We start from the raw sequence: 13472 nt of genomic DNA, 5'->3' as shown, positions 1-13472 counted from the left end.
GTTTAGTATTTATAATCTTGCGCAAAAGTAATACCGCAATATTACCTTAATGTAAAATTTTGTTTAGTATTTGTTTACTTCTGGTTGAAGAAATAAACGATGAGCATGATGCATTTATCGCTGCCTGTATTCCTTGGCAGGTGCGGCAAGCGGCCGTCGAAGAAAAGAGAGTCACCTTCTTTAAGCACATAGCGCTCCCCGTTGATCAGGTACTCGCATTCGCCTTGTATAATATACTTATACTCGAAAGCATCGGTGCTTACTTCTTCCCGTTTCGCATTTTTGGAAAGCTCCAGGATTACAAAATCCAGTGTAGAGGCCGATACGTTTTTGACGAAAATCCTTTTGTACAGAAAGCCTTTGGCATCTTCCTTCGTAAAGGATTCGTATTCTTTTTTTCGCTGTACGATCACGTTGGGCGTTTGCAGGTTCAATCCATCGAAAAAGCTGCTCACAGCCATTTCTAGCGATTGTATGATCCCGAAAAGGACGGGCAGGGAGGGTATGCTACGCCCGTTCTCGATTTGTGAGATGAGGCCTTTGCTCACACCGGACCGGTCGGCCAGCTCCTGCACTGTTAACCTTTTCTCCAGGCGGTATTCCTTGATGCGCCGGCTTACTTCCAATAAGAATGCTCCTTCCATGTTTTGTGTTGATGAACGACAAAGATATTACCTGCCGGCATTTATTCGGCAATGTTTCACATCTGTAAACTAAAAATAGTAAGGCTTAACAATTTGGTAAACATTCGTTCAGCATTTGTAAACTTCTGTAAACTACTTTTGCCTCGGAATTAAAATTTCAGGCGATGAAATATGGTTTTACAATAGCCTTAATGATCGGAGGTTCGGTTACCCTGATGGCGCAAAAAGGTAATGTCAAAGGTATCATCAGAGATGGGGCCGAAGTGCTTCCCGGCGTATCGGTAAGTCTTGATGGTAAAGAAGGGACCACAACCGACATCGATGGCATCTTTCAGCTGGTGGGCGTCGATACCGGTAAGCATGTGCTCAAAATAACTTATATAGGTTATAACGCACTTGAGTATCCTGTTATGGTGTTGCAGGATCAAACGGTCAATACGGCTGATATACAGCTGAAAGAAAACGGTCACCAGATCGATGAGGTAAAGATCGTTGGCAATTACCGGCAGGGTGGGAAGGCCAAGTCTATTAATATGACTCATATTTCCGACAAGACCCTTACCGTCCTTTCGTCTGAGCTCATCAGTAAATCGCCGGCGAAGGCTACGGCTCTGGTAATACGGCAGGCGCCTGGAGTAACCGTAAGAGATAACAAGATATCTCTTCGTGGTACACCTGCCGAATGGACCACATCCCTTTTGAATGGTGACTGGATGCCTACTGCCGATGAGAAAGATGCCTCGAGGGTGTTTAACTTCGAAGTTTTTCCTTCAAGCCTTATCGATTATATAGTCATTAATCGTACGGTTACCCCCGATATGGAAGGCGATAACATCGGGGGCGTGATCGACTTTATTTCTAAGGAGCCCGTTGCCGAAAAAACGTTTAACCTTGACATCAGCAGCGGGTATGATGCCTTAAGCAATAAGCCGCTGTACAGCGGTAGCTTTTTATGGGGTAATGTTTCGCATAACAATAAGTTCTCTTATACCGTATCTGGTTCTTATAATGGTGAGAACTATGGAAAAGATGCGCCTTCTGTCGCTTACGGCACCAATTACAATCATAGCCTGGCCCGCCTGCAACTGGATCGCGTGAGAGGCCTGCGCCAAACCTTCGGGCTCACTGCGGCGGCCCGCTACCAGTTTACAGACAATTTCAAGCTGGATGCCAAGATCCTGGGCGGCCGCATGATCGAGGATGAATACCGCAACAGGACCAGCTACAACTGGTCCGATGGCTCAGGGGCGAGAATCCGCCTGCAAAATTCAAGGGGTATTTACGATCATGAGCTTTATGGCGGCGCCCTGAATGCCTCCTGGAATGTTTCCGAGAAACTGAAGATTGAAGGGCATGTTGCTTCTTATTACAACCGTTTCCAGTTTGGGAAGACACCGCAGGCCGCCAATGGCGCACCCAATGGTAATTATACTATTGAGTACGTAAGCCCTTTGCTGCAATACAATGATATGATCAAGACCAACTTCTTTGGCGGTCCCTACGATCCTAACAATAGTGTAGATCCCAATGCCTACGGCTACAAAATGCTGGATATCGATAACCCTTACGGCACCGGAGGCGATCACTACAACAATATCCAGCCTGTGTACCAGCAAATAGATGGCTCCGGGCCGCTCACAGCTTCTGATTATTACCTCAGCAGTGTGTTTGCCGATATGAATGTTACAAAGGAACGCGACCCGGTGGTGGGAAAAATGGATATTACCTATACGACAAGCAACCAGCTTAAATTCAAAGCTGGGTTCAAGTACAGGAGAAAGGAAGGAGAAAGGAATATCAGCTTTTACGAATACCGCCTCAATCCTGTCACCTCGCCCAAAATATACCTGTCCGATCAGCAAACTACGGCATTCGATCCCGGTAACAATTACCTGAGAGAATGGGGGTCACCCTATAAAGGTACCTTTCAGCCGGTACTGACAAAAAGCGAGATGAACAATTTCATTGGTCAGCATAGCGCCGATCTTGTGGCCTTCCCTATGGATATCAACAACAACCTGTTCAACCAATGGCTCGGATCTACTTATGCTTATACCGAAAATGTTGCCGCAGGCTACCTGATGTCTGAGTGGAAGCCTAGCTACAACCTCACCCTTACCGGTGGCTTGCGTGTGGAGCATACCTCGCTGCAGCAATCCTCCGATACTATCGTTACCGATGAGAATGCGCCCCTGGGCGTCAATGCCTCGCCGGTACATATTGACCGCACCTATACTGCTTTGCTGCCTTCGTTGAACGTACTGTACCAGCCCGACCTGAAGTCGAATGTCCGTTTCGCTATATCCCGCACCTTTCACCGGCCAAATTTTGAGCAAACCAAGCCGGGCTACGCTTTGTATGTCAGGGACCAGTTCCTCTATGTGTTCGGTAATCCCGACCTGAAGCCAACCTATTCTTTAAACTTCGATCTGAACTACCAGCATTTCTGGGGAACCAAGGGCATGTTCTCGGCTGGTGTCTACTATAAGCACGTTACCGATCATATTTTCAAGACCAACCAGATCGACGAATCACAATCGGTAGCAGGCTACACCCTGAAGGGCTATGCCAACGCCCGCAGCTCTTATGTGTCCGGGGTCGAAGTGCTGGTCGATCGTAAGCTGGATTTCCTTCCTGGTTTCTGGAACGGTTTTGGAATTTCGGCAAACGCTTCCTGGTCCTATTCCCGCATGCAGGTGCCGGGCCGCAGCAAAAGCCAGCCGCTTACCGACCAGACGCCGCTCACGGCCAATGCTTCGATCTCTTATGAAAAGGGTAGGGTAAGTACCTGCGTGGCGCTCAATTATACAGGTGCGTTCAGCACCGAGCTGAATCTCTTTTCTGATCCCAACACACATGAAGTAGTGCATGACAATACAGACTATGACATATTTATGGCGGCGCAATATTCCCTCGACTACCAGTTCTCTTTTGCTGTGTCTCATCATTTCGATTGCTATATCCTGGCCAACAATATACTGAATACACCCTATCGTACTTACATCGGTGTGCCCGACAGGCCGCAGCTGACGGAGTATTACAGGCAGCGGTTTTATGCCGGCATCAAATTTCATTTATAAACGATACCAAAAATTAAATCATATTAAATCAATAACAATGAAAAAGCTGATTTTAGCCACACTTGCGGTAGTTGCCCTGACCACACAGTTCGCTTCTGCTTCACAAAAGAAAAAAGTAATGATCATCGGTATGGATGGTGTGCGCTCCGATGCGCTGCAGGCTGCCAGCACACCCAATATTGATGAGCTGATCGCAACCGGATTTTACACTTACGATTCCTGGCACCTCGGCTATACCGTATCCGGTCCCTCCTGGTCTGCTATGTTCACCGGTGTATGGCATCAGAAGAATGGTGTTACTGATAATAGCTATGCCGGCAGCAACTTTGGTCAATATCCTTATTACCCGCACAGGGCAAAAGAGGTGAAGCCCAACCTGTATGCCGTTCAAATCGTCGACTGGGCGCCTATGAGCACCCAGGTGACCAATGAGGGCTTTGACCAGAAGATCGTAAGGACAGAGAATGATGTAACTGCTGTAGCCAATGCAGCGATCACACAGCTGCAGAACGCCAACCTGGATGCGATCACCGTTTATTTTGCTAAGGTGGACAATATGGGCCACGGCAGTGGTTTCAGCCCGTCTAACCCCATCTATATGGCGGCCATACACGAAGTGGACTCAGCCATCGGCCGCGTAATGGCAGCCTTGCATGCCCGTCCCAATTATGCCAATGAAGACTGGCTGGTGCTTATCTGTACCGATCACGGCGGTGTAGGCACTTCCCATGGCGGCAACTCCGATAACGAACGCCACATCTGGTGGATCGGCAGCGGCAACAATGTAAGCCGCAAGCAGTTGGTAGCGCTCCAGGATCCCGGAAGCTACCTGATGCCTGCCAATCCTGTGAATCCGGTACTGCTGGCCAAAACACCGGTACAAAGCGATATCGCCGTAACAGCCATACACCACCTGTTGTCTGACGACTTGGATAGCGCAGGCTTTGCCCAGAAGCGCCAACAATGGGATCTCGACGGCAAATCCTGGCTGGATTCGCTCAGGACAACCAGCGATCCCGTAGATACTTCGCATCCGCCTACAGCGATCGGTAAGACAAATCTGCCCTCAATGGATATAAAAGTATATCCCAATCCCTCAAGTGGCTGGACATCGCTTTGGTTTGACGGTGGTAAAGGCAATAAAGAAGTGAGCTGCCAGGTTTACGACGTTACCGGAAAGCTGGTGCTGCAGGCAGGCCCATCTGCCATGGTAAGCCAATACCGCATGAATGTGGATCTGTCGCCACTGCCGGCCGGCCAGTATTTTGTACGCATCTATGCCGATGATAAAATAGCAACCAAACCGGTAATTCTTCACCATCAGTAACGATAAATAAAGGGGCAGCGGAAGCCCCTTTATTTTTTCCGGCACATGTAGTGTAATAAGCTGCTGCCTGCTTCGGCAGGCGGAATGGGGCCGCTGTGCCTTTAAAAAAGTCTGAGTATCCGGATATAGGAAAACAAAGCCGGTCCTTGAGCTTGTCGAAAGGACAAAGATGGTGCTTCGACAAGCTCAGCAACCGTTATATAGAAGCAAATTGTATCCTGTTTCCTATATCCGGATAATCACTAAAAAAAAGATAACCAATAAACAATTTTTACAAATCAATCCGACAATGAAAAAGTTTTTATCGATTGCCCTGATGCTGCTGGGCCCTGCAGCAATCAACAGCAGCTTTGCCCAGGGAGCAGGATCGGCGCTGAGCTTTAACAACAATCAGATGCAAACCAGCGCGGCCTTCAACCACAACATAGGCACCGGTGACTTTACCTGGGAAGCCTGGGTAAAGCCTTCTGTAGCCGCCAATGGTACTTCCGGTACGGGTAAAGGTATAATGGCCAATGGCAATTACGCACCAGCTTTATATGTATCAACGGGAGGCACCGCACCACAGGCGGGCTTCGGCTCGCTGGGCATTTACTGGAGTGGTATCGGCGGCAATTCCTGGAAAAACTCAGGCGTGAAGCTGGCTGCCGATAAATGGTATCACGTAGCTATTGTACGCAATGGCACTACGCTCAGCTTTTTTGTCAATGGTGTGCAGGCGCCCAATACCTATGCCATCAATGCAACCGCTTCGATGTCCAATGCGATATTCCGGCTGGGATACAGCGGCGACGGCTCCGAATATATGCAGGGAAATATAGACGAGGTAAGGATATGGGGTGTAGCACGTTCTGCAGGCGAGCTTCGTGATAATATGTGTAAAAAGCTGGCCGGTACCGAAGCCGGTCTGAAGCTCTATTACCGCATGGATGAGGGTAGCGGCAATACCTTAACCAGCGAGGTGAGCGGTACACCTTCCTTCACTTTGCCCGCAGCCGCACCTTCCTGGACGGTCTCAGGTGCGCCAGTAGGCGATACTTCCGTATCGGTTTATGCAACTACTTACTCAGGACAATCCCTGTCGCTGCATTCACCCGCCAACGGTAATATGCTGCTGAACAATATCAGCGACGTATCGCAGGGCATGCATCTTTATCGCGTCGATGCCGCGCCCAATACGGTTGCCGGTATTCCCAGCGCAGGCGGCAACAATGTTTATTACGGGGTATTCAGCGCCGATACGGCAATGACCTCTCCCGGCAGCACTTACGATGCACAATACGACTATAGCAATTTCCCGGCTGCCCTTACCTACGCTTCCGGGATCAGCCTGTACAACAGGCTTTCCGCCGATGTAGCCTGGTCGGTTACGGGCGCGGTCAACAATATGAGTACACATACCCTTCAACTTACAGGGAACAGCAGCAGGAAAGAGCTGTTTATCGGCAATTTTGTATTGGCAGCTACCTGCAATATGCCCACAGCATTGAACGCGCAGAATGTTACCACAACGGCAGCTTCGCTAAGCTGGACCAGTGGCGGATCCAATGCCTGGAACCTTTCCTGGGGTACCGGCAGCTTTGCGCCTGCAGCAGGAACCCTGGTGCACAACTTATCTGCTGCCAGCTACGATCTTGCGGGGCTTACCGGTAATACGGCTTATCGCTTTTATGTGCAGGATACCTGCGGCGGCATCGGCAGCAGCGCCTGGGCCGGGCCCTTCAGCTTTACTACCGCGCCGGACCTGTCTATGGGAGCCGGTACCGGTCTTTACTTCAACGGTAGCGAAAGCATTGTGACCGCCGCCAATGTGAATCATAGTATCGATACCAACGATTTTACCTGGGAAGCCTGGATCAATCCTGAAAAGATCACCGGCTCTACCTGTATCATGACCAACGGCAACTTTGTGCCGGCGCTTTACGCGACCACAGCTGGTTCGGGTGGTAATGGCTCGGTGGGCTTTTACTGGGGCGGCTGGAAAAATTCGAATACGTTTATCGAAAAGAACAAATGGAGCCATGTCGCCATGGTGCGTTCGCAGGATACCATTACCATTTATGTAAACGGTATCGCCGCGCCTAACCGCTACGTGATGCCCAATGCGATGGCCAATAGCAAGTTGCGTCTCGGCTGGTCGGGAGATATTTCAGAATACTTTCAGGGTGTGCTGGATGAGGTACGTGTATGGAAAGTAGCCCGTACTGAAGAAGAGCTGAAGGCCTTTATGTGCCAGAAGCTGCAGGGCAACGAACCCAACCTGGTCAACTATTACCGTCTTGACGAAGGCAATGGTCAGGCGGCCGGCGACAGGGCCGGGAACGCTACCCTTAATGGCATAACGCCCGCGCGTTGGCGCGTATCCGGCGCTGCCATAGGCGATACCAGTGTATATGTCTATGCCTCGGATTGGACTGGCGTACAGCTGTCGTTGGGTAGCAACGGACAAGGAGTGCTTACTGCCGACAGTGTTGCCGGCAATGTAAAGGGCATGCATGCTTACCGGGTAAACAGCGTACCCAATTATACCGCCGGTGTACAGAACATTGGTGGTACCAACCGTTATTTCGGCGTGTTTGCCGCCGGTGATTACAATAGCGCCGATTATCGCGTTACCTACGATTACAATAGCTATCCGGCCGCTGCGGCCAATAATGCCAATGTGCACCTGTACAATCGCAAAGACAACAGCACGAACCAATGGGTACAAACACCGGCGACCAATAACACCAGCAGCAATCAGCTGCGGAAGAAGCAGGCCCTGGGCACCCGTCAGTATCTCCTGGCCGATTTTGTCCCATCGGGTTGTAATCCCCCTGCCGGTGTATCCGTATTCTATACCGATACTGCCCATGCGGGTGTTACCTGGAGCAACAGTACTGCGGCCACCCACGTATTACAGTATGGAGAACCGGGCTTTCAGCCGGGATCAGGTACTATACTTTCTGTAACCAATGATACGGCACAAATAGCCGGTCTGGATCCCGATCATGACTATGAATTCTATATGCAGGATTCCTGCTCGGCAACTAGTGGCAGCGCATGGTCAGGGCCTTATGCCTTTACCACTGCAGACCCCTGCCCCAAGCCTTACCAGGTGACCGGCGACAGCATTACGAGCGCCCGCATCATTCTGAAATGGGAAGATAATGGCATGGTGACGCAGGACTATACGGTAAGCTGGGGACTGCAGGGCTTTGGCGATCCGGCTATCGGCATCATTTCCAATGTTGGAGAGAAGCGATTTAATCTTGACGGCATCACCGCCAATAGCGGTTATGATTTCTACATCCGGGCCAATTGCAATTCAAATAAGCCGAACAGCGGATGGGTAGGGCCCTTTACGTTTACCACACTGGCCTGCGATGTGCCCTATAATTTGTCGGCACAGAATATTACCGCCAATACAGCCGGTATCTCCTGGATCACAGGTGGCGCTGCACAGCACAACCTGCAATATGGAACAGCGGGCTTCAGCATCGGCAACGGTACCCTGGTGGCCAATGTTGCGGCCACAACTTATACGCTGAGCGCACTGCAGCCCAATACCGCCTATGATGTCTATGTACAGGACAGCTGTTCGGTAGCCTTGGGCAGTAGCACCTGGGTAGGACCACTACACTTTACCACGCAACAGGGCACAGGGATCAGCGGTCGTAGCAGCAACAACAACCTGAAGGTATTCCCCAATCCTGCGCAGGAAAGCTTCCGCATTGCCGTGACAGGCGAGCACCTGGCCACAGTGTCTTTGTTCAGCAGCACCGGTCAGCAGGCTATGCTTGCCGATGGTCAGGGTAAAGAAGAGCTGAGCCTCTCCGTTCGCCAGCTGACGAATGGCATCTACTTCCTCGAGATCTTTACAGATAAGGGTACAAGGGTTACCGGCCGCATCGTGGTACAGCACTAGTTATGTTTTCGTTTTGTAAATATAAGGGGGGCTTCTGCCTCCCTTTTTTTTGATGCTATAGGCTGTTAACAATTAAGTAAACTAATGTTTATTAATATTAAACAAAAGTTTTGTTTCTTTGCAAAAGAATCAGGCTTTATTTTATGACACATTTCGATCTTATTATTGCCGGCTCCGGCGTTTTAGGTACTTTTCATGCTTACCATGCGTTGGCTGCGGGAAAAAAAGTATTGATACTGGAAAAGGATAAGCGGCCGCAGGAAGCTACCGTACGGAATTTCGGGCAGGTGGTCACTTCGGGGCTCCCGGTGGGCGAGTGGAACCGGTATGGCCGTGAAGCCACAGCGATCTACCGGCAGATCCAGGCCGAATATGATATCAGCATCCGCAACAATGGTACTTGTTATATTGCCTCCGATGCCGGGGAAATGGCCGTGTTGGAAGAGATGCAGCAGCGTTTTGCTGCCGATGATTATGAAAGCAACCTGCTCACGCCGGCACAGGTGCTGGACAAGTACCCTGCGGTAAAGCAAAGCTATGCCGCGGGCGGACTCTTCTTCCCGCAGGAAGTGTCGGTCGAGCCCGAGCGCATGATCCACCGGTTGCACGAGTACCTGCGTTATAAATATGGCGCACAGGTACAGTTTTGCTACCATACGCCGGTGATCGATATACAGACCCTGCAGGATAAAGCCTGCATTACCGTTGCCGGCGGAACAGTCTATACCGGGGAACATGCTTTGGTCTGCAACGGCAGGGATGTGAAGTTGCTGTTCCCGGCGCTATTTGCTGCCAGCGGCCTGGTGGTGTCCAAGCTTAATATGATGGCCACCTATCCGCAGCCGGAGGTAAAGCTGCCCGGCAATATCCTCACCGGCCTCAGCATCCGCCGCTATGAAAGCTTTCAGTCCTGCGATGCCTACGAGGCGCTGGATCCCCTTGATGTAGCGCCCGAGCTGAAGCAATGGGGTATTCATCTTCTGTTCAAGCAACGGATCGACGGCAGCATTATTATCGGCGACTCGCATGAATACGCCCCGGTACTGGACCAGGACGACCTGAGTATTTTTTACAATGAAATGCATATTAACGAGCTGATGATCGCCGAGGCGCAAAAGATCGTGGCCCTGCCCGATTGGCGTATGGCACAATACTGGTGCGGTTTTTATTGCCAGCACAACGAGCTCGATATTTTTGAGCACAGCATCGGCGATCGTATTCATATCGCTACCGGCATCGGGGGTAAAGGCATGACCACATCAGCCGGTTACGCTGCGGCACACTTAAGCAGCATGGGCATTATTGCACAGGCGGCGCCTGCCATATAAGCAGTAAGCCTGCCGCTGCGCCGAGATAGGGATCCTTTTCCGGCAGGGCTACAGTGGCAATGCGCTGGTCGGCCCCGGGCCGTTCGCCGGGAGCGCCCCTGAGCAGATCGGGTTCGACGCCCCCGGGATATGCGCCTACTACGCCGAGGCCTTCATCTTCCAGCCGCCGGTGGCCTACACCGGCGGGTATTACCAATATATCACCCTGCTGCACCATCAGCTTTCGCCCCCTTGCCCCGCCAAACTGCAGCAGGGCAAATCCCTTATAAATGCCCAGCACCTCGTGGGTATTGCTGTGATAGTGGTGAAAAGGATAGATGCCGTTGCGCCAGGAATTGGTCCACCCGTTGCGGGCAAAGAGCGCCTCCATGGCCGCGGCTTGGTCGCCGGATTCCCCTAGCGCATGCTTGTAGAGCAGGAGCGGCAGCCTGCTGTTGGGGATCACACCATCATCGGTAAAATACAAGCTCTGGAAATGCATGGATATCCGGTAATTGCCGTACATAAAGTGCAGCTACCTACCTAACAAATACCGGCCCCTAATGGATCATTCTGAATGTTAAATTGATACGGGCCGCCATGGGGCGGGCCGATTTGGCGATGCGGTGTTCCCAGTGTTGCTGGAGGTCCCCTTTCATGAGCAGCAACGAGCCATTGCCCAGCAGCAGGGAGTGCTTGTTGTGGTGATCCTGCCTGCTGCGAAAGTCGAAGCGCCGTTCTTGTCCCAGGCTCACTGAGGCGATATGGGGCTTGTCGCCCAGCTCCCGCTCATTGTCGCTGTGCCAAGCCACTGAATCATTACCATCTCGGTAGTAATTGAGAAGTACACTATTGAAAGGTAGCCCGGTAGAGGCCCCTATCATCTGCCGGAGCTTTGCCAGCGTGGCTGTCCAGGGCAGGGGCGTAAAGCGGGTACCTGAAAACGTATAGTGGCTGCCGGGGTCGCCGTACCAGGCTGTGAGCCGGGGCGATGGTATGGTCTTGCCATACATTTTTACAACCTGCTGCTGCCATGGCGTATCCCTTTGGAGCTCCCCGAGCAAGGCAGCTGCCCGGTCTTCTTCCAGGAAGCGGGGATAATAGTCGATCAGCTGTCCGGGAAAAGACAAGCCTTCCTGTTCCTCAAAAAAGTGAAGCTGGCTCATAACAATAAGAAAAGGCCTGCAAATTACCGCTAAATCAGGTGGTACTGTTACCCCGGGAGTGTAGGGCTGTAATAAAAAAGCTACAAGGGGCCTGTTAGCAATATTTGAAAAATTGCCTAACCTTTGCCACAATGCCCCTTAACTTGCTTATAGCAGATGATCATGCGGTGGTGCGGCACGGTGTTTCCCTGCTGCTCCGGGAAATGATACCGGCAGCGACGCTTTCCCAGGCCTATGATTACGATACACTGACAGCAGCCCTGAAGAAAGGGTTTGTGGACCTGGTGATCTGCGATATTAACATGCCGGGCTGCGACGGCTTTCATGTGATCGACGATCTCCGGAGCATACAGCCGGACGTCAGGATCCTTATCTTCTCGGCCTATCGCGAAGACCTGTATGCACCCCGTTACCTGCAGGCAGGCGCGAATGGTTACCTGCACAAGGATGGTGACAACGACCAGATACGGAAGGCGGTGCTTACCGTACTCCAGGATGGGCGGTATATGAGTGATGCCGTTAAAGAAAAATTGCTGCATAAAGCCCTTGGCGCCCACAAGCAAACATCAGATAATCCGCTCGATCTCCTGTCACAAAGGGAGATGGAAGTAGCCCGTTTATTGCTCAGGGGACTTGGGCTGCTGGAGATATCCAATGCCCTTAAGCTGCATATCGCCACGGTAAGCACCTATAAGAAGCGTATCTATGAAAAAGTGCAGGTGGCCAGTCTGCCTGAGCTCATCGCCGTTTTCCGCAACCATGCGGGCTCCCTGGAGTAAATGGTATCTTATCCGCTTTTTTCCCCACTTCTCCTATGAACAGAATGGCAATATATCGTTGCCAGGAGGAGATCGTATGTCGCTAAGAAGCAGTATGTCGCACCTTAGCTGATGAGTGTTACTGGTATATTTCTGACAAGAGGTTATAAAAATACCAGTTGCTCATCTGGTGATCATGATCTTTGCCGGGAAAAGCAGCCGGCTAAAAAGCTTTGTTAATTGGCAGAGTGCCATTTTAACCCCGGACCATTTGTCGTCTCTGATCAACAGAGTGGTTTAAAAACACAGCATATGAAAACGATACAGAAAGGGATTATTGCAGCAGCTATATTTTTGTTGCCGGCAATGGATAGCCAGGCGCAGATCTATGTACGTATCCGGCCGCCCCGTCCGCAGGTGGTTGTCACTGCCCGCCCTGTCGCCCCTTCGCCAAGGCATGTATGGGTAACAGAAGACTGGGTAGTGGATGGCGGGGCTTATCGCTGGCATGGTGGTTATTGGGCGGCCCCGCCTCGCCCCGGGCTGGTATGGGCGCGGGGGCATTGGCGTCATAGCCGTCGCGGCGATCTGTGGATACCCGGCCGTTGGCGCTAGGCTATCTTTTATATAGCAGGCATTTCTTTTCCCGCGGTGCGTCCTGTCGCCGCGGGATTTTTTTGTCGTGTTTCGAAGCGTTCAGTGTGGCGGCTACTGTCATGGTGAGCGCAGTCGAACCCTGAAAGGGCGATCCGGGTTCCTGTGTTTTTTATCAATGCTTAGTGCCTTGGTATGAACAAAAATCTTGCCCGCAAAGATACAACGACACTAAGAAATATGATTCTGTAGCTGTATTTCTTTCCCGCCGCGGCGCAGTGTCGCTGCTTTTTTTTGTCGTAGGGCCTTACTGCTATCGTCATGATGAGCACAGTCGAACCATCATTTTTCTGTTTTTCAACAACGAGTAATAATTTTTACTTATTTAAAAAATAATGCAGCATTTTCTTAAAAAATTGCAAAAATGGTATCATTTTTGCGGCGCGGAAGGGTAGGCTGTTGCTACGGCCAAGTTAAAACCCTTTTTTCAAACTATGATACCCAACTGCTTACGGCAGCTGCCAGCCTTATTGCCGGCCCTGCTGTTACTACCGGCGGCCCTGTGGGGCCAGGACCTTGACGGTACGCCCGCCAGCAACAAAGCGCAGACGGAAGCCACGCGCAGCGGCGGCGGCAATGGCGCTTCAAGCCTCTATAGCCCCAACCTGTTTGACGGCAGCGTCGATATC

At 51.1% G+C, this 13472-nt stretch carries 10 protein-coding genes; 7 read left to right on the top strand and 3 right to left on the bottom strand.

Translation table 11 applies throughout. From position 1 onward, the window contains the following. Positions 1-74: 74 nt before the first annotated feature. A complete protein-coding gene (locus tag DZK30_RS18430) occupies positions 75-644 on the bottom strand; it encodes a helix-turn-helix domain-containing protein (RefSeq protein WP_118975656.1) in 570 nt (189 codons plus the stop codon). A 164-nt stretch (positions 645-808) separates the two neighbouring features. Between DZK30_RS18430 and DZK30_RS18425 the strand changes: the two genes are divergently transcribed. From DZK30_RS18425 to DZK30_RS18410, 4 genes are all read left to right on the top strand, one after another. Then, positions 809-3724 carry a TonB-dependent receptor gene (locus DZK30_RS18425; RefSeq protein WP_118975655.1) on the top strand — a complete coding sequence of 972 codons (2916 nt, stop codon included), beginning with the start codon at positions 809-811 and terminating at the stop codon, positions 3722-3724. 37 nt (positions 3725-3761) lie between these two features. Further along, positions 3762-5051 carry an alkaline phosphatase family protein gene (locus DZK30_RS18420; RefSeq protein WP_162903225.1) on the top strand — a complete coding sequence of 430 codons (1290 nt, stop codon included), beginning with the start codon at positions 3762-3764 and terminating at the stop codon, positions 5049-5051. 289 nt (positions 5052-5340) lie between these two features. Beyond that, the gene (locus DZK30_RS18415) at positions 5341-8958 is read left to right on the top strand and encodes a LamG-like jellyroll fold domain-containing protein (protein ID WP_162903224.1); all 3618 of its coding nucleotides are present in this window, start codon (positions 5341-5343) and stop codon (positions 8956-8958) included. A gap of 143 nt (positions 8959-9101) precedes the next feature. Continuing rightward, positions 9102-10286: a TIGR03364 family FAD-dependent oxidoreductase gene (locus DZK30_RS18410; protein WP_118975652.1), complete on the top strand. Its 1185-nt coding sequence runs from the start codon at positions 9102-9104 to the stop codon at positions 10284-10286. Here DZK30_RS18410 and DZK30_RS18405 read toward each other — a convergent pair. Together DZK30_RS18405 and DZK30_RS18400 are read right to left on the bottom strand one after the other, a co-directional pair. Next, positions 10258-10767 (bottom strand): cupin, encoded by a 510-nt coding sequence (locus DZK30_RS18405; protein ID WP_118975987.1) that lies wholly within the window; start codon positions 10765-10767, stop codon positions 10258-10260. The two genes, DZK30_RS18410 and DZK30_RS18405, sit on opposite strands and share 29 nt — an antisense overlap. A gap of 58 nt (positions 10768-10825) precedes the next feature. Next, the gene (locus tag DZK30_RS18400) at positions 10826-11431 is read right to left on the bottom strand and encodes an alpha-ketoglutarate-dependent dioxygenase AlkB family protein (protein WP_118975651.1); all 606 of its coding nucleotides are present in this window, start codon (positions 11429-11431) and stop codon (positions 10826-10828) included. A 131-nt stretch (positions 11432-11562) separates the two neighbouring features. Between DZK30_RS18400 and DZK30_RS18395 the strand changes: the two genes are divergently transcribed. The 3 genes from DZK30_RS18395 to DZK30_RS18385 all read left to right on the top strand — a co-directional run. Next, positions 11563-12210: a response regulator transcription factor gene (locus DZK30_RS18395; RefSeq protein WP_118975650.1), complete on the top strand. Its 648-nt coding sequence runs from the start codon at positions 11563-11565 to the stop codon at positions 12208-12210. Between the two features lie 291 nt (positions 12211-12501). Further along, positions 12502-12804 carry a hypothetical protein gene (locus tag DZK30_RS18390; RefSeq protein WP_162903223.1) on the top strand — a complete coding sequence of 101 codons (303 nt, stop codon included), beginning with the start codon at positions 12502-12504 and terminating at the stop codon, positions 12802-12804. Between the two features lie 473 nt (positions 12805-13277). Continuing rightward, positions 13278-13472: hypothetical protein (locus DZK30_RS18385; RefSeq protein WP_162903222.1), on the top strand; the 195-nt coding region annotated here is incomplete at its 3' end.

It is taken from the genome of Taibaiella koreensis, assembly GCF_003545715.1.
Lineage (GTDB): Bacteria > Bacteroidota > Bacteroidia > Chitinophagales > Chitinophagaceae > Taibaiella > Taibaiella koreensis.
Note: the sequence above shows the minus strand (reverse complement) of the source record. Positions and strands in the feature narration are given on the sequence as shown.

Bases quoted from the DNA above. Each gene is read 5' to 3' on its own strand.
- DZK30_RS18395 (WP_118975650.1), top strand. From the start codon at position 11,563: ATGCCCCTTAACTTGCTTATAGCAGATGATCATGCGGTGGTGCGGCAC.
- DZK30_RS18415 (WP_162903224.1), top strand. From the start codon at position 5,341: ATGAAAAAGTTTTTATCGATTGCCCTGATGCTGCTGGGCCCTGCAGCA.
- DZK30_RS18425 (WP_118975655.1), top strand. From the start codon at position 809: ATGAAATATGGTTTTACAATAGCCTTAATGATCGGAGGTTCGGTTACC.
- DZK30_RS18420 (WP_162903225.1), top strand. From the start codon at position 3,762: ATGAAAAAGCTGATTTTAGCCACACTTGCGGTAGTTGCCCTGACCACA.
- DZK30_RS18410 (WP_118975652.1), top strand. From the start codon at position 9,102: ATGACACATTTCGATCTTATTATTGCCGGCTCCGGCGTTTTAGGTACT.
- DZK30_RS18405 (WP_118975987.1), bottom strand. From the start codon at position 10,767: ATGCATTTCCAGAGCTTGTATTTTACCGATGATGGTGTGATCCCCAAC.
- DZK30_RS18430 (WP_118975656.1), bottom strand. From the start codon at position 644: ATGGAAGGAGCATTCTTATTGGAAGTAAGCCGGCGCATCAAGGAATAC.
- DZK30_RS18390 (WP_162903223.1), top strand. From the start codon at position 12,502: ATGAAAACGATACAGAAAGGGATTATTGCAGCAGCTATATTTTTGTTG.
- DZK30_RS18400 (WP_118975651.1), bottom strand. From the start codon at position 11,431: ATGAGCCAGCTTCACTTTTTTGAGGAACAGGAAGGCTTGTCTTTTCCC.